Annotated in this window: 21 protein-coding genes; 7 read left to right on the top strand and 14 right to left on the bottom strand. The window is 40.4% G+C overall.

The features are described 5' to 3' along the window. From F3G76_RS04075 to murJ, 14 genes are all read right to left on the bottom strand, one after another. A partial coding sequence (locus F3G76_RS04075; protein WP_188116563.1) for a hypothetical protein occupies positions 1–400 on the bottom strand: 400 nt, incomplete at its 3' end. A 116-nt stretch (positions 401–516) separates the two neighbouring features. Beyond that, the gene (locus F3G76_RS04070; RefSeq protein ID WP_223227406.1) at positions 517–1,617 is read right to left on the bottom strand and encodes a Cj0814 family flagellar-dependent secreted protein; all 1,101 of its coding nucleotides are present in this window, start codon (positions 1,615–1,617) and stop codon (positions 517–519) included. A gap of 104 nt (positions 1,618–1,721) precedes the next feature. Further along, the gene (locus tag F3G76_RS04065) at positions 1,722–2,264 is read right to left on the bottom strand and encodes a tetratricopeptide repeat protein (protein WP_087581604.1); all 543 of its coding nucleotides are present in this window, start codon (positions 2,262–2,264) and stop codon (positions 1,722–1,724) included. Between the two features lie 110 nt (positions 2,265–2,374). Beyond that, the gene (locus tag F3G76_RS04060; protein ID WP_188116259.1) at positions 2,375–3,013 is read right to left on the bottom strand and encodes a YggS family pyridoxal phosphate-dependent enzyme; all 639 of its coding nucleotides are present in this window, start codon (positions 3,011–3,013) and stop codon (positions 2,375–2,377) included. Next, positions 3,010–4,119, bottom strand: a complete 1,110-nt coding sequence (gene rseP, locus F3G76_RS04055; RefSeq protein ID WP_149705992.1) for an RIP metalloprotease RseP — start codon at positions 4,117–4,119, stop codon at positions 3,010–3,012. The genes F3G76_RS04060 and rseP overlap by 4 nt, the downstream gene beginning before the upstream one ends. Before the next feature lie 75 nt (positions 4,120–4,194). After that, entirely contained in the window at positions 4,195–5,091 is an 897-nt protein-coding gene (locus tag F3G76_RS04050) for a hypothetical protein (RefSeq protein ID WP_149705991.1), read from the bottom strand. A 2-nt stretch (positions 5,092–5,093) separates the two neighbouring features. Further along, the gene (pgsA, locus tag F3G76_RS04045) at positions 5,094–5,693 is read right to left on the bottom strand and encodes a CDP-diacylglycerol--glycerol-3-phosphate 3-phosphatidyltransferase (protein ID WP_223227405.1); all 600 of its coding nucleotides are present in this window, start codon (positions 5,691–5,693) and stop codon (positions 5,094–5,096) included. After that, positions 5,671–6,459, bottom strand: coding sequence for an enoyl-ACP reductase (locus F3G76_RS04040; protein WP_149705989.1), 789 nt, complete (start codon positions 6,457–6,459; stop codon positions 5,671–5,673). Before F3G76_RS04040 ends, pgsA begins: the two co-directional genes overlap by 23 nt. Next, complete coding sequence (dapA, locus tag F3G76_RS04035; RefSeq protein ID WP_411160711.1) at positions 6,459–7,328, bottom strand: 4-hydroxy-tetrahydrodipicolinate synthase; 870 nt, start codon at positions 7,326–7,328, stop codon at positions 6,459–6,461. Before dapA ends, F3G76_RS04040 begins: the two co-directional genes overlap by 1 nt. 26 nt (positions 7,329–7,354) lie before the next feature. Further along, entirely contained in the window at positions 7,355–8,596 is a 1,242-nt protein-coding gene (locus tag F3G76_RS04030; RefSeq protein ID WP_149705987.1) for a M16 family metallopeptidase, read from the bottom strand. 11 nt (positions 8,597–8,607) lie between these two features. Then, complete coding sequence (locus F3G76_RS04025) at positions 8,608–9,681, bottom strand: quinone-dependent dihydroorotate dehydrogenase (RefSeq protein WP_149705986.1); 1,074 nt, start codon at positions 9,679–9,681, stop codon at positions 8,608–8,610. Between the two features lie 53 nt (positions 9,682–9,734). Continuing rightward, positions 9,735–11,459, bottom strand: coding sequence for an ABC transporter ATP-binding protein (locus tag F3G76_RS04020; RefSeq protein WP_149705985.1), 1,725 nt, complete (start codon positions 11,457–11,459; stop codon positions 9,735–9,737). Then, a complete protein-coding gene (gene cysS, locus F3G76_RS04015) occupies positions 11,452–12,846 on the bottom strand; it encodes a cysteine--tRNA ligase (protein WP_149705984.1) in 1,395 nt (464 codons plus the stop codon). Before cysS ends, F3G76_RS04020 begins: the two co-directional genes overlap by 8 nt. Continuing rightward, positions 12,833–14,233 carry a murein biosynthesis integral membrane protein MurJ gene (gene murJ / locus F3G76_RS04010; RefSeq protein ID WP_149705983.1) on the bottom strand — a complete coding sequence of 467 codons (1,401 nt, stop codon included), beginning with the start codon at positions 14,231–14,233 and terminating at the stop codon, positions 12,833–12,835. The genes cysS and murJ overlap by 14 nt, the downstream gene beginning before the upstream one ends. A gap of 121 nt (positions 14,234–14,354) precedes the next feature. Here murJ and F3G76_RS04005 point away from each other — a divergent pair, with 121 nt between their 5' ends. The 7 genes from F3G76_RS04005 (at position 14,355) to F3G76_RS03975 (ending at position 20,834) form a co-directional block, all read left to right on the top strand. Next, a complete protein-coding gene (locus F3G76_RS04005) occupies positions 14,355–16,286 on the top strand; it encodes a flagellar assembly protein A (RefSeq protein WP_149705982.1) in 1,932 nt (643 codons plus the stop codon). Beyond that, on the top strand, positions 16,286–16,840 hold the full coding sequence (gene ruvA / locus F3G76_RS04000; protein WP_149705981.1) for a Holliday junction branch migration protein RuvA: 555 nt from the start codon (positions 16,286–16,288) through the stop codon (positions 16,838–16,840). Before F3G76_RS04005 ends, ruvA begins: the two co-directional genes overlap by 1 nt. An 11-nt stretch (positions 16,841–16,851) precedes the next feature. Continuing rightward, entirely contained in the window at positions 16,852–17,892 is a 1,041-nt protein-coding gene (locus tag F3G76_RS03995; RefSeq protein ID WP_149705980.1) for a D-alanine--D-alanine ligase, read from the top strand. A 63-nt stretch (positions 17,893–17,955) separates the two neighbouring features. Beyond that, positions 17,956–18,186: a type II toxin-antitoxin system Phd/YefM family antitoxin gene (locus F3G76_RS03990; RefSeq protein WP_002942153.1), complete on the top strand. Its 231-nt coding sequence runs from the start codon at positions 17,956–17,958 to the stop codon at positions 18,184–18,186. Beyond that, a complete protein-coding gene (gene estV, locus F3G76_RS03985) occupies positions 18,176–18,961 on the top strand; it encodes an EstV family lipase (RefSeq protein WP_149705979.1) in 786 nt (261 codons plus the stop codon). Before F3G76_RS03990 ends, estV begins: the two co-directional genes overlap by 11 nt. After that, entirely contained in the window at positions 18,958–20,382 is a 1,425-nt protein-coding gene (locus tag F3G76_RS03980; protein WP_149705978.1) for a Mur ligase family protein, read from the top strand. Before estV ends, F3G76_RS03980 begins: the two co-directional genes overlap by 4 nt. Further along, a complete protein-coding gene (locus tag F3G76_RS03975) occupies positions 20,379–20,834 on the top strand; it encodes an SEL1-like repeat protein (RefSeq protein ID WP_149705977.1) in 456 nt (151 codons plus the stop codon). The genes F3G76_RS03980 and F3G76_RS03975 overlap by 4 nt, the downstream gene beginning before the upstream one ends. Positions 20,835–20,954: the final 120 nt, after the last annotated feature.

Genomic DNA, 20,954 nt, shown 5'->3' with positions numbered 1-20,954 from the left:
CATTTACAGTGTATGGGGTATCTCTTAAAATTTTTGGCTTATCATTGTCTGGTTTTGCTTGCTGACCTTGTATGTATTCAACAAACAAACCCTTGCTTTCATTTATGAAATTTTTAAGATCTGACAACTGCTCGCTTGTAAAATCAGGATCATAGCCTCTAAGCTTTCCTATGATAGTGACTTTTGCTTCATCACCTTTTGTAAAGCCAGATAGCGGATATATGTGCCTATCATAAGCCGCAGCTTGAGCTTTTCTGTCTAGCCTTGCGTATTTAGGAAAGCTCATACCATATCCCATATTGTTATCAAGGATCTCGTTTATATCGTTAAATTTAAACCCCATCTCACTAGCTATATGCTCTCTAGACAGATAAGGATATGGCGAGCTAGAAATTTGCATTTTACTATCCTTAGTAAATTTTAAATTACTCAATGATTTTTCAAAATTTATTTGAGTGAAATTTTCTTAGTTGGTAAATCGACCTTTCAACAATTTAGTTTATATATGGCTTATCTCTACACAAAAGTCTTACTGATAGAGCTTATCCTCTCACTCCAAGAATTTGCTAGAGAATTTATATCCTCGCTAGTTTGCTTAAATTTCTCATATTCGTTTGAGGTAACACTTTCTGCGCTAGTGTTCTTTGATCTTGCATACATTAAAAGAGTTAGCTCTTTAAGTCTTTCTTTTATGAGCGCTTTTATGCTCTCACTATCTTTACCCACTTTTTCAAAATCCACAAAGTACTCTTTATGCTCTCCAGTGCTTGAGATATCATTTAAGGCAGCGCCGCTAAGCTTAGTCTTTGCACTATCACTTGGTAGTGGTCTAGAGCTGCGCAAAAATCCCATGAAAAGAGCTTCTTTGCTATAACCTTCATCTGCTTGATATACCGACATATCAGGGTTAAAACTAAACTCATCACCTGCTTCGCTCATCGTAAAATCAACCTCTTTTACTATGAGCCTAACGCCTGCACTTGATAGTTCTTTACTTAGAGACTTAGCGCTATTTAGCTCATCGGTGCTAGAGTAGATGTTTGAGATAGTAGAGTTTGATAGATCTTTTAGCAAATGTCCTTTGGCGTCATAGTGAGTGCCTTTTGTGCTGTAACCTTTTGGTAGTTTGTCTATATCTGCAAGGGTGTAACTCTTTTTATCATCACCTAAAGCAGAGGTCATTTGATCAAATAGTCTGTAGTAGTGCTTTATGGTGTCGGCCATATCGATGTTGTCAAAGATCTTTATCTGCTCGTCCTTGCTTTTGATGCGATTTAGCACATGGTTACGCTCGGCAAATCGACTAAGCTCATCAAGCGTGCTTTTGTGGATTTTAAAGTCCTGTGGCAAACCTGCAGCTTTGTTAAAATCAGCTCCCATAAAGCCAGCTTTATCTACTGTGTAGCCATAAGCTTGAAGATCGTTAAAATTTAAAGAGATGAGGCTGTTTTGTGAAGAAGTGGTATAAGTAAATTTAGCAGGTTCTTGGCTTGGTTTCTTGCTTTCTTCTTTAACACTTTGCTTTATAAGATCACTAAAATTTAAAGATCTATTTTGCTTATGCTGTTGCTTAGTGTATGAATTTACATTTGTGCTTAAGATGCTAATATCATTCATGGTTTGCCTCCTAGCTTCTTGTATAGTTTAAAGCAAAAGGTGTTCCAGCAAATTTGATATTAAAAGAGTGTGGGGGGGGGATATGCCCCCACAAAAAATGTTATTTATTTTTTATCTTCGCCTACTTCTTCGCAAGCTACTTTATAGCGGTATTTGCACGCTAGCTCTAGGTAGCTTTTTTGAGTGGCTGCATCGTTTTTCTCGCCGTAAAAGTCAGCTAACTTATAGCAAGCAAGACCAAATCTTTGCTCGCATGATTTTACAAATAGCTCATTTGCTTTGCTTTGCATTTTTGGGTCATCTTCGTAGTATTCGCCAAGCTCAAAGCAAGCTTTTGGCGTGCCAAGATCGCATGATTTAGTTAGTGATTTTACGATCGTTTCATTGTCTTTTTTTGAGTTGATTGATTTTGAGTTTAGTAAAACCGCAAGTCTATAGCAACCCCTTTTATCGCCTAGATCACAAGCTTTTTGATAGTACATTGTGCCCTTATTTACATCTCGTCTGCTGTAAATTTTGCCCAATTTCAAACAATATGTAACTTCATTATTTGCGCATTTTTGCTCGATCCTAGCTATCTTTTCAGCTCTACCGCAACCCGAGATAAACAAGATCGCAACAGCAGTTAGAATAAAATTTTTAAACACATTTACTCCTTTATCGTTAAAAATTTATTTAATCACATTATAAAATTATATAACTTAGATTAAAATTTAAAAAGGAGTAGAAAGGTAAATTTGCCCCAAGAGGGACAAATTTATAGATATAGCATCGTCCCAAGGCGGATCATATTTGAGCCACATTTTATCGCTAGTTCGAAGTCGCTACTCATGCCCATCGAGCAGATAGTTGCGCCTTTTGGCTTTAGGCTCTCGTAAATTTTATATGTTAGCTCAAAGCTCTTTTGCACCTCTTTTGGCTCATCCACATGCGCTCCGATGCTCATCACGCCTTTTAAATTTATATTTTTGCACTCGCTTTGGATGCGCTCATAAATTTCAGCTGCATTTGCGACGCTCACACCTTGCTTTGTATCTTCGTCGGCCGAGTTTATCTGAAGTAGGGTGTCTAGCTTATAGCTGAGCCTTTTATCGACCTCTAGGGCTCTTTCGAAGCTATCGCAGCTTTGCCAAAGTGTCGGCTTTAGACTTATCATTTGATTGATTTTATTGTTTTGCAGGCGTCCGATCATGTGCCATTTAATGTCAGTGAAATTTTGTAGTTCTTGCTCTTTTTTGGCTAGCTCTTGGACCCTGTTTTCGCCAAAATTTCTTTGCCCTTGTGCGTAAAGCTCCCTTACTTCAGTGCATGTCACATTTTTGCTAACGGCTATTAGCATCACGTCTTTTCTTAAATTTTCTATCTTTTCAAGCAGCTCTTTTAAAACTATCATCATAAACCTCCGCTTAATCTCATAATGTCATTAAAGGTCGCGAGCACCATTATGCCAAGCAGCAGCGCCCAGCCACAGTAGGTAAGCGTAACAAGCACTCGCTCATTTATCTCGCGTCTAAAAATTAGTTCATAAATGTTAAATAAAATGTGCCCGCCATCAAGCGCAGGGATAGGAAAGAGGTTTAGCACGCCTAAATTTACAGAGATGAGCGCTACGATGGTTAGAAGCACGCTAAGGCTGATCTTAGCGGCCTTTGAAGTGACATCGGCGATCTGCACGATGCCTCCGACCTCTTTTAGCGGCACAGCTCCAACGACTAGCTTTTCAAAGCTTTTAAAGATGAGCTTTGAAGCCTCGATCGTCTCGCCAAAGGCAAATTTTAGGCTCTCTAAACCTGTGTGATAAATTTTTACCACTTCGCCGTTTGATTTGATGCCGATCAGTGGTTGCTTTATCTTTTCATTAAAAGGATTTATTGTCTCGCCTATCTTTGGCGTTAAATTTATAGTTAGTGACGAGCCGTTGCGGTCTATTAAAATGGCGCTAGGTTCAAGCTTTACGTTTTTGCTGATCTCGTCCCACTCGTTTATTTTTACGCCATTTATCTCTAAAATTTTATCGTTTATTGCTATGCCAGCGCTCGCAGCTGCCGAACCTTCAACTATATATCCAACTATCGGCGCACGTTTTTCAACGCCGATAAATCCAAGCAAAAGGTAGATAAAAAAAGCTAGGATAAAGTTAAAAAATGGCCCTGCAAAGAGGATGTAAATGCGCTTTACCGGACTTAGCACGTTGTAGCTGTCAGCGTCGCAGTTTTTGGCCTTTGGGTCGGTGTCGTCTTGCCCTTTTAGCTGCACGTATCCGCCAAGTGGGATCGCGCTTAGGCAGTAGTCGGTGCCACCAACGTTTTTGGTGTAAATTTTCTCGCCAAAGCCGATGCTAAAGGTATTTACTTTGACGCCGAGCATTTTTGCTGCTAAAAAGTGGCCAAGCTCATGGAAAAATATGAGAAAACTAATGGCTAAAACGGTCACTAAAAAATAAAACGAATACGCATAAAGCCCAAGGCAAAGCAGGGCTAGCGTGAAGAGAATGCCTTTCAAAACTTACCTTTTTTTGAAAAATTGATGAGATTTTAGCCAAAATTTATAAATTTACTCTCAAATTTGCCTTGCCATCTAGGCGAAAATTTCTCTTAGCCAAGAGAGTGTTTTGGCTCTATTTAGCCCTTTGCTGAGGCTAAAATAAGTTTTATCTTTATCGTTTAGGTCAAATTTCAGATCAAAACGTGACTTTATTTGATCAATAAATGGCTTTAAATTTAAAATATCAGGGCGGGGCAAAATATCATTTGGCAGCTCTTGCAAAAAACTCATGCCCTCATCGTTAAAATTTATTCTAGCCCTTGGCACAGCGTCGTTTCTAAGCTCTATCTCAAATGTGTGGTCATACACAAATGGCGCAAAAAGGCGAATTTCTAAGTGAAATTTACTGGCTAACTCCTCATCACTTAAGCCTTGATTGCTAAACCAGTAGCCAAAATTTACAGCATTTAGCGAGATGTCAAAATCATAAGGATCAGCAGGGCTTACGCCTATACGGCGCAAAAGCTCATATATAGGCAGTTTTACTTGCAAGCCATCATAATAGTCATAAAGCTTTGCAAGTAGCGGATGCGAACGACCGGCTCTCTCTTGCAAGCGTAAAATTTCAAAGATATATCTGTGCGCAAACGAGCGGTGCGATACCGAGCGAGTGACCTGCGTGCTTAGATAGTCTAAAATTTCAGGGCTTTTTGAAAAGCTCATCGCGCTCCAAATGCCACGCAAAGTCTCTACGTCGTTATCAAACGTATCAAATTTATCTGCATGAGTTTTGTCGTATTCTAAAGCGCAGCTTAATAAAAATTCGTTTAGCTCGGGGCTGATCACACCGCCGATCTTTTCTAAATTTTTAGCATCGTGATAGAAATTTGTGTTGATGATCTTTTGATTTAGTTTTTTGGCTTGTTTTTGCAGTGCTGGCTCTAAATTTGCAACGCGTTTTAGGATGATCTCTTTTAGTTCGTAGCTCAAATTTAACTCTTTTTCATCGCTTTTACGTAGGCAAAAATGTATTCAAACCCAGAATAAAGCGTGAGCGCAACAGCTATCCATAGCAAAAGCTCGCCACCAGGCCAGCTCATCAGTAAAAATCCAACCGCAAACATCTGCGAAACGGTTTTAACCTTGCCAGCCATCGAAGCTGCGACTTCGACGCCGTCACTTGCCATCACGACTCGAAAGCCAGTTATAAAAAACTCTCTTACCAAGATGAGATAAACAGCCCAAGCGCTCGCTCTACCAAGCATCATAAGGCCTAAAAATGCAGCTAAGATCAGCATCTTATCAGCTAGTGGGTCGAGGATCGCGCCTAGTTTGGTCTTTTGATCCCAGCACCTAGCGATGTAGCCATCAAAAAAGTCAGTGACTGAGGCGATCACAAAGATGAGGGCTGCGAAGTAGTTTATCCAGCTCATGTGGATTTGCGTAAAGATGCTAGGGGCGTTTACGAGCATAAAAAACATAAGCGGAGCTAGCAGTATCCTAAAAAATGCCAGTGAATTTGGTAAATTTAAGCTCACAAATATGCCTTTATGCTTAGAAATTCCACTCTCATTTAAAAGTCGTGCCACCATCTATTATAAATGTATGTCCAGTCACCCAGCTAGCCTTAGATGAGCATAAAAATAGACATGCTCCAGCTAGGTCGGTCGGCTGTCCCATGCGGTTTAGCGGGCTAAGCTTTGCCGTCATATCGCGCACCTCTTCGTAGTTGGTAAAGGCTCTTAGAGCGTCTGTCTCGATAGGGCCGCCGCTTACGACGTTTACGCGGATATTTTTCTCGCCAAGCTCGGTCGCAGCGTATCTTGCCATCGCTTCAACGGCTGCTTTTGCTGTGCCGTGGCCTGCGTAGTTTTCGATATAGACTAAATTTCCAGTAGAGCTTAGGCTGATGATACTGCCGCCACACACTTTTTCCATGCGTTTTGCAGCCTCTTGCGCGCCTACGACAAAGGCATTTACAGTTGCAGTAAAGATATTATTTATACCTCTTGGTTTTAGCTTCATAAATTTAGTGTATCCGCCAGCTACCGCGCGACCTGAGATGATAGCGTTTGAGATGAAATAATCAACCCTATCAAAGTCCTCATCTATCTTTAAAAATAGCTCCTTATAAGTCTCTGGCTCAAGGATGTTTAGCGCGTAGGCTCTAGCTTTTATCTTGTATGTAGCCTCAAGCTCTTTTGCCTGCTCTTTGGCAAGCTCCTCGTTTGAGTTATAAGTAAATGCGATATTTACGCCAGCTTTTGCAAATTCTTCGACTATGGCTCTGCCGATGCCTCTAGTACCGCCGCTGATGACTAGCGTTTTACCCTTAAATTCGTTTAGTGTGTCCTTCATTAAAATCCCTTTATTTCGTAATTTTTAATAACTTCTTCGATCTTTTTAAAATTTTCTTTGCTCGGTTTGCAAAGTGGCAAGCGGTACTCCAAAGAGTCGATCAGCCCAGCTAGATACATCGCCGCTTTGATCGGTATCGGGTTGCTTTCGCAAAAGAGCGTTTTGTTTATCGTATAGAGGTTGTCATTTATCAGTTTTGCTTTTTTGTATTCTTCATTCATCGCAAGGTGAGTAAGCTGTGAAATTTGATCTGGCAAGAGGTTTGCAGTGACTGAGATGACGCCCTTGCCACCGTATGATAGGATAGGGTAGTTTATCGCATCTTCGCCGCTGATGACTACTAAATCAGGCTCGTGAGCTAGTAGATCGACACATCTATCGATGCTGCCTGTTGCCTCTTTGATGCCAAAAATATTTTTACAATCTTTAAAAAGTCTAAAAACGGTCGCTGGCAAGATATCTACGCCAACTCTGCCTGGGACGTTGTAAAGAAGTACTGGAATTTCTATGCTGTTTGCTATAGCCTTGTAGTGCTCGTAAAGCCCTTCTTGTGTTGGTTTGTTGTAGTAAGGAGCGACCGATAGGATGCCGTGAGCACCGTGAGCTTGGGCAAATTTAGCGATATCGATAGCCTCGTGAGTGGCGTTGCTGCCAGCTCCAGCTAGCACCTTGACATCTGTGCCTTTACATGCATCTACTGCGATCTCGATGCAAATTCTATGCTCATCATGCGTTAGAGTCGCGCTCTCGCCTGTTGTTCCAACTGGCACAACGACATCTATACCGTTTTTTATCTGTCTTTTTATCAGTTTTTCAAAACTGACTTCGTCTATTTTTTGGTTTTTAAATGGCGTAACTAGTGCTGTCATCGCACCTTGAAGCGAATTTTTCACGTCTATTCCTTTTTTAAGATTATTGTCGTGCTAGTTTTTTCATTGAAATATCTATTTGCTATCTCTTTTAAAAGCTTTGCATCTATCTTATCTATATTTTTTTCAAGCTCGTAAAGTGGCTTTATATCGCCTCTAGCAAGGTATGAGCCATATAAATTTGCCACCTTGCTCGCGCTCTCAAATGAGTAGATAAAATCAGTTTTTATCAAATTTTTAACTCTTAAAACATCCTCTTTGTCGATCGGCTTTCTCTTTAGATCATCTATGATCTTTAAAATTTCAGTCTCAACCGCGCTAGCCTCGACATCTGGGTTGCAAACTGCTAAAAATATAAATAAATTTTCATCAACGCAGCTCATATTGTAAGCGTAAATTTGATTTACAAGCATTAGCTCATCGACTAGGCGTTGCTGTAAAATGGAGCTTTTGCCAGTGGCTAGATATTCACTTATCGCATTTAGCCCCACTTGATCAGCATGCCTAAAGTCTGGAATTTTATAAGCGATAGCTAGCATTTGCGTTTGGCTATCTTTGTAGATGATGGCTCTTCTTGCGCCGTCTTGCTCAGGCTCTTTGCAGTGTAGTTTTGGTATGGCTCTTTTATTTTTTATGCTGCTAAAGTTTTTCTTAGCCAGCTTAAATGCCTCGTCTTTGCCGATGTCGCCACTTATTATCAAAATGGCGTTTTTTGGCTGATAATATGTAGAGTGAAATTCTTTTATATCAGCGATCTTCCAGTTTTCGATATCTTTTATGAAGCCTATCGGCGTCCAGTGGTATGGATGGTAGATAAATGCGTGGTTGTAGAGCCTAAAGTAGAGGTATCCCATAGGGTTGTTGTCCGTTCGCCACCTGCGCTCTTCGTGCACCACCTCGCGCTCTGGTTGAAATTCTTTATCTTTTAGGCTTAAATTTTTCATAAGCTCGGCAAAAAGACCAAGCGTTTTGTCTAAATTTTCATTTGAGGCTTTTATGAAGTAGTGAGTGTAGTCAAAGCCAGTGCTTGCGTTATTTACACCGCCAAAGCCCTTTACGATCTCATCAAACTCCCCAGCGCGTAAATTTTTGGTTGATTTGAAATTTAGATGCTCTAGCATGTGAGCGATGCCGCTTTTGCCCATCACTTCATTTCTGGAGCCAACTTTATAAAAGACATCGACGCTTATCACTTTTGAGCCAGGATTTACTGGCACGTGATAAATTTCAAGTCCGTTTTCTAGTTTAAATTTATTAAATTTTATCAATCTCTTGCCCTCTATTTTTTAACGTCTGCGCCGACTGCTTCGCTGATAGAGGCAAAGCCATCTCTTTTTAAAAGCTCTAAAATTTCTAAATTTATATCTCTTGCGATCATCGGCCCTTTAAAGATAAAGCTTGTAAAAATTTGGACTAAATTTGCCCCCATTTTTATGCGCTCATATGCCTCTGCACCGCTATCTATGCCGCCACATGCGATAAGCGTCGTCTTGCCATAAAGCTCATCAGCCACGGCTTTAAACATCTCTTTTGACTTTTTGGCGATCACCTTGCCACTTAGTCCGCCAAAATCTTTTAAATTTGACGAGTGAGAGAGCGAGTAATCAACGCTTGTATTTGAAACAAGCACGCCACTAGCGCCGTTTTCTACCGCGCAGCTACAAAGCTTGATCGCATCTTCGTGGCTCATATCAGGAGCTATCTTAAAGATGATCGGCTTTTTAGTAAGTGGCAAAATGACGCTAAAAAGCTCTTTTATAAAGCTCTCATCTTGCAGTGCTCTTAAATTTGGCGTGTTTGGCGATGAAACGTTTATGACAAATGTGTCGCAAATTTCACTAAATTCTCTTACTAAAATTTCATAGTCTTTTATCGCATCTTCGTTTGGCGTAACCTTGTTTTTACCAATGTTTGCCCAGATCGGTATGGTAAAAGGATAGATCTTTTTTACTCTATTTTTGATAGCTTCGCAGCCTTCATTGTTAAAGCCCATCGCATTTTGGATGCTCTCTTCGTCTATGAGCCTAAAAAGCCTAGGTTTTGCATTGCCAGGCTGCGGTTTTGGCGTAAATGTGCCAAATTCTAAATGCCCAAAGCCAAGAGCCGTTAGCGCCTCAAACATCGTGGCGTTTTTATCAAAGCCACCAGCTATGCCAACTGGGTTGTGGTAGGTGCTTGAGAATAAATTTTGTTTTAGCGCATTGTCATCGACCACGCATTTGTGCGCTAAAAAGCTTAGCGAGCCAGGGAAGATTTTATTTGCCCCAACCATCGCTACTTCAGCGATCTTGTGGGCAGTTTCAGGATCAAATTTGAAAAATATAGATTTTAAAGTATCGTAGTTTAAGCTCATTTTAACCTCTTTAAAATGCCTAAAAATTTACGCAAATCTTAGCAAAAATCGCCTTAAACTAAGGCTTTGCCCTTAAGTTTTGCATAAATTTCATTTCTTTTGCTAAGCTCCTCGTCGCTTCCGCTATCAATGATCTTGCCATCACTTAAAACTGCGATCTTATCGGCATTTTCAACCGTGCTTAAGCGGTGAGCGATGACGAAGATGATCTTTTTGCTTCTTAGATTATTTATCGCCTTTGTGATCTCTTTTTCGCTCTCGTTATCAAGTGCAGAGGTAGCCTCGTCAAAGATTAGGATTTGTGGATTTTGATAAAGCGCTCTAGCTATGGCGATGCGCTGTCTTTGGCCGCCTGAGAGGTTGGTGCCAAATTCATTTAAGATAGTGTTTATGCCATCATCAAGCTTGCTTACAAACTCATAGGCATTGGCTAGTTTTAGTGCGTTTATCACGGCATCTTCGTTAAATTCTCTGCCATAAGCTACGTTTTTAGCAACTGTGTCGTTAAAGATATAGACGCGCTGGGTTACAAGACCGATATTTTGGCGAAGTGAGTGAATTTTGATATCTTTTAAATTTATGCCGTTTATCAAAATTTCTCCTCCATTTACGTCGTAAAATCTCATAAGCAAATTCATAAGCGAGCTTTTTCCGCCGCCACTTGAGCCAACAAGGGCTATAAATTCTGACTTATTTGCCTCTAAATTTATCCCTTTTAAGACCTCTTTGTCGCCGTAGCTTAGGCGGACGTCGTTAAATTTGATCAAATTTATCTCTTCGTTTAGCTCTTTTTCGCCATCTTTTATCTGGCTTACCTTATCCATCAAGAAAAACGTCCTCTCGCTTGCTGCGATGGCATCTTGCATCTTGTTATAGATATTTACGATGCGTTTTAGCGGGGTGTAGAGCATGAAAAGCGCTGTTAAAAACGAGAAAAATGCGCCCATATTTATCTGTCCGTCGATGACGTCTTTACCACCTATTATTATGACCGCTGCCACGCCTATTGAGCCTATGGTCTCCATTAGTGGGCTTACTAGCTGCTCGATTTTGACGCTTTTTAAATTTAGCCTAAAAAATTTATTATTTTCATCAACAAAGCGTGAATGCTCGTATTTTTGGGCGTTATTTGCCTTGATTATCTCAATATTTGTAAAAATTTCACTAAGCGCAGATGTGATGTCTGATGTTTTTTCTTGCGACTGCTTTGAAATTTTCTTCATCCTTTTAGCAAGGCGCGAGATCGGATAGATCGCCACTGGCATGACGACAAGGGCGAAAAACGCCAGCTTTGGACTTTGATAAACAACAACACAAAGAAGCCCTATAATGGTGACTGACTCTCTTGTTAGCTCAGGTATGATGCTTGAGACTATCGATCTTATGCGGTCGATGTCGTTTGTTGTTCTGCTGATTAGCTCGCCAGTTCTAAATTCGTTGAAAAAGTCCATATCTAAATTTAAAAGGTTTGCAACCATCTTTTCGCGAAATCTCCTAATGGTATCTTGCCCGATATATGCCGTAAAATAGGCCTGCATAAAGGTTCCGATGTTTTTTATAACGTAGATCGCGATGATGGCGCAAGGCAAGATGTAGAGTAGCTTTTCGTTTTTCTCGACGAAAATTTTATTTAGCACAGGCTCCACGAGATAGGCACTTACCGCCGTTCCACCACTGGCAAGCCCCATGCCGATGATGGCAAAGATGAAGTGTGGGATATAATCTTTAAAATATGGACCAAAGCGCTTTAGCACATCTTTTAAGCCAAAATTATTCATTATTTCTCTCCCAAACTGCGCCATTTGGCGTATCCATGATAGAGATGTTCATCTTTGCTAGCTCATCTCTTATCTCATCAGCCCTTGCAAAATTTCTCTCTTTTTTAGCTACCGCGCGCTCATCAAGAAGCCTTTTTATCTGCTCTTTTTGCTCGTCACTTACGCCAAACTGAAAATACTCCACATAGTTTGTGATAGCAATGCCTAAAATTTCGCCTATGAGCTCTAAATTTGCCACCACTTCGGCCTTATATGCTTTATCTTTTGGGTTATTATCAAGTCTTTCATTTGCCGTTTTTACAAACTCATCGACGCTTGCAAGCGCTTTTGAAGCGTTTAGATCATCACTTAGTGCCTCAAGTAGCTCACTTTTAAAGCTCTCATTTGTTATGCCTGCTTGCACGCCATCGACCCTTTTTTTGAGGCGATAAATTTTATCTAGCCTCTTTTTTGAAGCCACTAGATCTTCATCTGAATAGTTAAAATGAGCCCTATAATGGCTCGTAAGCAAGTAATATCTAAGCACTTCGCCATGAACGTTTTTTAGGGCGTCCTTTACAAAAAAGCTGTTATTTAGGCTCTTACTCATCTTTTCATTATTTACTTTTATAAAGCCATTGTGCATCCAGTATTTGCTCAAATTCTTGTGATAGGCACATCTGCACTGGCTAGCTTCGTTTTCGTGGTGTGGAAAGAGCAGGTCGATGCCACCAGCATGGATGTCGATCTCAAATTTATCATTTTCTTTGTCGCTTAAAAACTCCCTTATCATCGCCACGCACTCGGTGTGCCAGCCAGGGCGACCCTTGCCAAATGGGCTCTCATACCATTTCTCATCAAATTTCCAAAGAACAAAGTCTTTTTCATCTCTTTTCTCGCAAAAACATGCCACGCGCGCGATAAGATCGGTGTTGTTATCCTTGCCGCTAATGCTAAAATATCCACTATCCTTGCTCGTATCAAAGTAAATTCCATCGCTCGTTTTATACGCCACACCTCTATCCATAAGCACTTTGATGTAGCTAATGATCGCTTCCAAGCACTGCGTAGCCTTTGGTTTAAAGTCTGGATCAAGCACGTTTAAAGCACCCATATCGCTCTCGTAGTGTGCTATATATTTGTTTGTGATCTCCTCTAGGCTTTGTCCGGTTTGCGCCATTTTATTTAAAATTTTATCGTCGATATCGGTGTAGTTTCTTGCAAATTTGACCTTGTAGCCAAGCGCTTTTAAGACCCTTCTTAAAAGATCAAAGCTAACGGCTGACTTTGCATGTCCCAAATGCGCGTCGTCATAGACCGTCGGACCGCACAGATAGATGCTAACTTCGCCATCTTTAATAGGGCTAAACTCAACCTTTTCTCTTTTAGAAGTATCAAAAATTCGCATTAAATATATCCTTTAAAAATGTTAAACCAAAATAGAGCAAAACCGCCGCAACAGAGATAGCGGCTATAAATTTAGGCTCGATTATAGCTAAAAATCGCTTAGCTCCAAAGGCTCTTATATATAAAATAAGCTGCAAAAATCCCCCAAGCGAGCTTGCAAATGCAAGGCCAGCAGCTCCAAATTTCTGCATCAAAATGACTGCTAGGATCAAATTTATCACAAGGCAGATGATAGAAATTTTGGCTGCCTCTTTTTGCTTCATATTTGCATAGAGCCAAAGTGAGAAAATTTTAGCCAGTCCAAATGGCGTAAGCCCCACCAAATAGGCGCTTAGCACCTTGGCGCACTCGGTCGTGTTTGCCCTTACGAAATTTCCCCTTTCAAACAAAAGCCAGATGATAAACTCGCTTAGCACAACGCCTGTGATCGTGGCTGCTAGCAGGGCACAAAGGAGCAGATAAAAGCTCTTTTTTGTCCAAACTAGGGCGTTTGCTTCGTCTTTTTGCTTTAAAAGTCTAGTGATCTTTGGAAATAGTGCCTGAGAGAGCGCGATCGCAAAGATGGCAAGCGGGAGCTGGAAAATTCTATTTGCATAAAAGAGGTAGCTTATCGAGCCACTTACCAAAAAGCTAGCTAACCAAGTATCCATAAATGCGCTTATCTGCATCGCACTTGAGCCAAGTAAGCCGTGGTAGAAATTTATAAAAAATCCTTTGCTTTGCGCTCTTTTGCCCTTAAAATATCCGCTTAGACCGCCCCAAAAAATTTTATTTAGGGCGTTAAATTTCATAGCGATTAGATGCACTAAAACCTGCAAAATGCCGCCTGCAACGACGCCAAAGCTAAGATAAAGCGCAACCACGCTCTCGCTCTTGCCACGAGCCAAAAGTAGTGAAGCGATCATGGCTAAATTTAGTAGCGCAGTAGAAAATGCAGTCGTTGCAAAGTGCCCTTTATACTGAAGTAGCGCACCCATGAAAGTGACGATATAGACAAGCGCTAGATAGTAGAAATTTATACGCACAAGTGGCACTGCGTCTGTGATATTTTGCTCGCTCAAGCCGCTTGCGATGATCTTTATAAAGTAGGGGGTAAATAAATTTACAAGAAGCGTCAAAACGCCTATAAAAAGTAGAAATTTGATGAAAATTTCAGCTTGAAAGATCGCTTTTTTCTTGTTATTTGCAAAATTTGGCAAAAATGCTTGCGTAAAGGCACCCTCGCCAAAGATGCGGCGAAATAAATTTGGTATCTTAAATGCTATAAAAAAGAGGTCGCTAAATATGCCAGCACCAAGGATAGAAGCCGTTAAAAGATCTCTTATAAGTCCTAAAATCCTTGAAGTCATGATGCCAACTGAGTTTGAAAAAAAGCCTTTTATAAACATCGCCCACCTAGTAAATTTAAAACGCAATAGTAACAAAAGATGCTTTAAAGCTTACATAACCCAAATTTAATAAAGTTTTAGAGATAATAAGAGCCAAAATTTTATGTGAAATGGATCAAATTTGAGCGAGAACGTGCAAGAAAACGAGAGATTTTTACCGCCAACGCAAATTCAAACTTCAACACCTTATCTATCGCTTAAAGAGCTAAGCAAACAATACAGCGTGCCGGTAGAATTTATAGATTTTAAACTCTCAAATATCTTAACTTACTACAAAAATAAAGACAACGTCGAACCAGTTTTTGTCCCTGAAGAAAATTTAAGCTTTTTTGATGACAACACATTTTATCTTGACGAGACGCTAGAGATCGAGCAGGTCTATGACGTGGAGTTTTTTGACGTTAGGCTAAATGCCACGCCAAAGCTGCCAAAGATCGATATCGGCGTAAATTCAACCATCACAAAGGTCATCGCAAAGGTTAGAGCGAGCAAAGAGTGCGAATACGAACAGCACTACGAAGATAAGCTTTATGAATACATCGCCAAGCAGCTTATGAAGGCTCAAATTTTAATAGGCATAAGGATCGGCAAGCTAAAAGAGGAGCTAAAACAAATCGCCTCGATAATCCACGTAAAAGGCGAGCTTGACAAGGACTACACGCTAAATTTAACCCAGGGCATCAACCCTAAAAAGGCGATCGACGCAAAGATCATATACTATTATAAAGATAAGCTTGATGATATAAAAGAAGAAGATAAGGTTGATTACGCTGATAGGGGCTTTGTCTTTGGCGTGGCAAAAGATGAAGTGATAATGGAGGAGAAAAAGTCACACGAGGGCGCAAATGGACGCGATGTAAGAGGCAAGCTTATAGAGGTTGCAAAGCCAAAAGAAGAGAGCGAAAAAGAGATAAGCATAAGCGAAAATATCGAGCGCGTAGAAAATGATGAAAGTATAAAATATATCGCTAAAAAAGCAGGCTACGTGGTCGAGAAAAACGGCTCTTTTGACATAGAGGAGCGTATAGAGATAAATGAAGCAAATTTTAAAACAACTGGCTCTATCCAAGCAGGCACCGACACAAACGTCACTTTAGTAGTTCGTGAGACTGACACGATCAAAGACGCTATCGGCACTGGCATCATCGTGGAGGCTGATGAGATCGAGGTAAAAGGAAACGTCGGCGCAAATGCGATGGTCAAGGCAAATGATGTAAATATCGGCGGTCAAACTCACCAAAAGGCTAAAATTTATGCCAAACACGCCAAAATTTCTATCCACATCGGCAAGGTAGAGGCTGAAAGCGTCGAGATAGATAGGCTAGAAGGTGGCACGGTCATAGCAAAAAGAGTGAAGATAAATAGCGTAGTTGGTGGCTCGATAACAGCTCAAAATATCCAGATAGACACGCTTGGTTCAAACTGTACCATCACAGCCTCGCACCTAATCGACGTTAGATATCTAAAAGGCACTGATAATAAATTTATCATTGACGCTAGCAAGATGCCTGAGAGTGCGGAAGCTACTCAAGATCAGTTAAGCAAGATAGAGAGCACCAAGCTTGAACTCTCAACACTTCTTAAAAATATAGAGAGCAAGAAAAATGTCATCAATGAGAACAAAGACTCGATCTATACGATAAAAGCTAAGATCGAGGAGCTATCAAAGGCCAAAGTGATACCGCCAGTTACATTTATGAAAAAGCTAAAAGAATATCAAGGGCTTGTAAATGAATACAACACCTTGCTTAGAATTTTCAAAGAGAAAAAAGAACTGCTTTCTGATCTAAAAGATGAGCTTGAGATGATGCAAAATGGCATATTCTCAGCCAAAGTGATAAATAGAGGCACGTGGGTCGAGCTAAATGAGATAAGGTTTGTCATCGTCGATCCTCCGCAAAACGTCACCTACATCTCAAAACAAAACGAGACCGCCCACGTCATCACGCTAGATAAATTTGATAACGGCGGCGAGGTCGAATACAAGATCAAAAAGTCAAACAAGCTAGAAGACTACGCGGATATAAATTTCATGGAACAAAAGGTTAAATGATGATAAAAGCAATCGAAGGCGTCGTTACGAAAAAAGACCCTGCATTTGCCGTGCTTAAGACAAATAGCGGCGTAAGTTATGGAATTTTCATCTCGCTTTTTTGCTCAGCAAAACTTAGCAAAGGCGAAAAGGTCGAGCTTGCCATAACGCAGATCATAAGAGAGGACGCAAATTTACTCTACGGCTTTTTAGATGCAAATGAGCAAAAGATGTTTGAGATGCTTATCAAGCTAAATGGCATAGGAGCAAGTACAGCGATGGCAGTTTGCTCAAGCCTTAGCTCGCAGGCATTTACAAATGCCATAATAAGCGGCGATGCAGACACATTTAAAAGCGTGCCAGGCATCGGACCAAAGACTGCTAGACGGATAATTGCCGAGCTAAGTGACGCTAAACTAATAAGCGACGAGAGTGTGCCAAGCTACCAAAATGAGGCGCTTTTGGCACTTGAGGCACTTGGCTTTAAGCGTGAAAAGATAGTGAAAATTTTGCCTGATTGTAAGAGTGAAAACACGAGCGATCTTATAAAAGAGGCACTTAAAAAACTAGGATAAGGATAAAAAAGATGAATTTAGGCGTGATATTTGGGGCAAAGAGTTTTGAGCATGAGATAAGCATAGTAAGCGCGATAGTTTTAAAAAACGTCCTAAAACAGGAGCTAAAATTTATATTTTGTGATGCAAATAGGGACTTTTACCTAATCGAGCAAAAAGATATGAGGGCAAATTTCTTTAGCTCTGGCAAATACAAAAACTCAAAGAAGCTATCTTTAGCAAAGGGCGGCTTTTACGCGCATTCACTTTTTGGCGCAAACAAAGTTGAATGTGACGTCATCATAAATTTGATCCACGGCATGGACGGCGAAGATGGCAAGATAGCTGCACTTTTTGACTTTTACGGGGTCAAATACATAGGTCCAAGGCTTGAAGCAAGCGCGCTTAGCTACAACAAAGAGCTTACTAAATTTCTAGCGCAAAAAGCTGGCGTAAAGGCGCTTGACTATGAGATGCTAACTCGACAAAGCGAGCCAAAATTTCACTATCCTATTATATTAAAGCCAGCAAGGCTAGGCAGCAGCATCGGCGTGAGCGTCGTGCATGATGATAGTGAGCTTGCCTACGCAAAAGACGTGGCGTTTGAATTTGACAAAGACGTTTTAGTAGAGCCCTTTATAAAAGGCGTCAAAGAGTATAACCTTGCAGGCTGCAGGATCGATGGAAAGATCAAATTTTCTATCGTCGAAGAGCCAAAAAAGAAAGAATTTCTTGACTATGAGCAAAAATATCTAAGTTTTTCAAATGAAAATAAGGTAAAAGAGGCGGAAATTTCTGAGGAGCTAAAGCAAAAGCTTAAATTTAACTTTTCTAAAATTTATGATTGTGGATTTGACGGAGCGATCATTAGATGCGACTTTTTCGTGATAGATGACGAGGTCTATCTAAACGAGATCAATCCAAACCCAGGAAGCCTTGCAAACTATCTATTTGATGACTTTGAGAGCACGCTAAATGCCCTTGCAAACTCACTTCCAAAAGAGCGTGAGATAAAGATTGATTATAAATTTATAAACTCTATCACTTCGGTAAAAGGTAGCGGCAAGCTCTAGTTATTTAGCGATATATAAAGTAGTTTGTGATATTTTACGTAAAATTTTACATAAAGAGCGACAATGGTAACTTTTACAAAAGATGAAATTTATACGGCAACCGAGGTGGTTAGAAATTTTAGCTCTGTCCTTTCACGTGTGGGAGCTAGCGAGCTAAAGCGCGCCGTCATCGTTAAAAACAATAAATTTGAAGCAGTCCTTTTAAATATGGAGGAGTATGAGCGCCTTTGCGAGGCTGTAAGCGTGCTAGAGAGCATTTACGCTGCTAAAAAGAGAGAAAACGATGGCGAGTAGGGCGGTAAAATACGGCTCAGACGAGTACGAGATCAGCTACGAAGTAGTAAATCCAAAATGCAAAAAAATAGTGCTCTTCTTGCACGGCTGGGGCGCAAACAAAGAGATAATGAAGAAGGCTTTTGGGCACTATCTAAATGACTTTTGTCACGTCTATATCGATATGCCTGGCTTTGGCAAAAGCTCCATTTTTAAGCCTTTAAGAACAAGTGACTACGCAAAAATCGTTGCAAATTTCTGCGCTGAGCTTGGCATAAAACCAGACATCATTGCAGGACATAGCTTTGGTGGCAAGGTCGCAACGCTTCTAAAACCGCCATATCTAGTGCTTTTAAGCTCTGCTGGCATAGTCGTCAAAAAGCCATTTATCGTGCGAGCAAAGATAGCAATTTTTAAAATTTTAAAGATATTTGGCTTTGGTAAATTTTATAAACTCTTTGCCACAAAAGATGTGAGTGGCATGAGCAGAGTGATGTATGAAACCCTAAAAAACGTCGTTGATGAGGACTTTACAAAGCATTTTGCTGACTTTGGGGGCAGGGCTTTTATATTTTGGGGTGAAAATGACAAGGCAACGCCTGTAACAAGCGGCGAGAGCATAGATAGGCTTATCAAAAATAGCTCATTTTTCCCGCTTAGTGGCGATCATTTTTTCTTTTTGCTTCACGCTAAATTTATAAGTGACGAGATAGAAAAAGGGATAAATTTTGAGCCAAATGAAGCAAAAAATGTCGTGCTAGATGACGATGAGAGCGGGATCGAGGAGATAATATGAGTATATTTTTAAGTCTAAGCACAGTTTTATTTATCTTTGCGCTTGCTTTTTATGTGATCACTTGCTTTCAGTGGTTTTCATATAGGCCCGAGCGTGTGCTCTTTCACTTCACAAAGCCCGCTTGGCACGTCTTTTTCTTCATCGTGCCTTTGGTGCTATTTTACACGACTGGCAAGTGGTTTTTTATCTATTTTTACTTTGCACTTTTGCCAGCCCTTTATCTTTGGCATAAAAAACTTGATAAAAAGCTAGTCTTTACTAGCAGGATCAAGCACTTTTTTGCCATCCTTGCTTGCGCTATCATCTTAAACTACGCTTTAAATTTCATCATCCACAAGGCGTTTTTGGCTCCTATGCCACTTTTTGTCTTGGTCGTGAGCCTATTTTTTAGTGAAATTTTAGAAAAGATCAAATTTCAAGGCTTTAAAAACAAGGCGCTTAAAAAACTTGGCGCAAACAAAGAGCTAAAGATCATCTTAATCACCGCAAGCTACGGCAAAACGAGCATCAAAAATTTCCTATTTGAAATTTTAAAAGATAGCTTTGTCTGCTACAAAACGCCACGCAGCGTAAATACAATGGCTGGCATCATCAAAGATATCAACGAAAATTTAAGCGAGCAAACGCAAATTTACATCGCAGAAGCAGGCGCTAGACTAAAGGGCGACATCCTAGAGATCACTAAATTTCTAAATCCACAAATCGTAATCGTTGGCGAGATCGGCGCGCAACACATTGAGTACTTTAAAACGCTTGATAATATCCGCGCGACAAAGCTCGAGGCACTTCAAAGCGCTCGCTTGCAAATGGCATTTTTACATAGCTCGACAAAAAAAGAGCCAAGCCAAAATTTAGAAATTTACGATGAGAACCTAAAAGATATAAACGCAAATTTAGATGGAATTTCATTTATGCTTGATGGCAAAAACTACGCCTCGCCGCTACTTGGCAAATTTAACGCTACAAATTTAGCCGTTTGCATCAAGGTGGCAAGATACCTAAAAATGAGCGATGAAGCGATAGATAGTGCGCTATCTAAGATGAAAAACGTCGAGCACCGTCTAAGCAAGATCGAGGCTGGCGGCAAGCTGATAATCGATGATAGCTTCAATGGAAATTTCTCAGGCATGAGTGCAAGCTACGAGCTTGTAAGCACCTACGCTGGCAGAAAAGTGCTGCTAACGCCTGGTATCGTCGAGAGCGATGCGGAGCAAAATGCAAATTTGGCCAAGGTGATAAATGAAATTTTTGACCTCGTCATCATCACAAGCTCGCTAAACGCCCAAACTCTGCTAAAACACATCGTAAAGCCAAAGATCATCATCCTAAAGGACAAGAACAAAATGCAAGAAATTTTAGCCCAAAACACGCACGCTGGCGATCTTATACTATTTTCAAACGACGCACCGAGTTTTATATGAAAAAGATAGTTTTTTTATCTTTAATCTTAAGCTTAGCCTCAGGCTTTGACATCGATGACTACGACAGGGGCAATGAGGCTAGAAGCGCCGGAGACTACGCAACTGCGTATGAAATTTTTTACGATGGTTGCGAGCAAAAAGATGTGCTTTCGTGCGAGGCTTTGGGCGATATGTTTGTAAATGAAGAGATAAACGAGCAGATGGATAGTGATCTAAAAAAGCACTCAAATATCGAGCTTGGAGTGAGCTATTTTATGAAAAGCTGCGACCTTGGCTATCAAAACGCCTGCGATGACGTGATTAGCCTAAAGGACGATCTAAATATCACCTTGCCATCTGGCGTCTATGAAAACGCTAAGGCTAGATATGATGAGCTTTTTGAAGAGTTTAAAGAGCAAGAAGCAAATAAGACGGTAGAAGAAGAGGAGCCAAAAGAGAGGGCTAAAAAGTAAAATTTAAGGCTTTTAAATTTGGCTTTGTAATGTTAAATTTAGGCAAGTCTAAATAATAACAACCTTCAAAACATGCTCTTTTAGTCCGCTTGGTATCTCGCCATTTTCAAGCGCCATTAG

The sequence above is a fragment of the Campylobacter concisus genome, from assembly GCF_902460575.1.
Taxonomy (GTDB): Bacteria; Campylobacterota; Campylobacteria; order Campylobacterales; family Campylobacteraceae; genus Campylobacter_A; species Campylobacter_A concisus_AW.
Note: the sequence above shows the minus strand (reverse complement) of the source record. Positions and strands in the feature narration are given on the sequence as shown.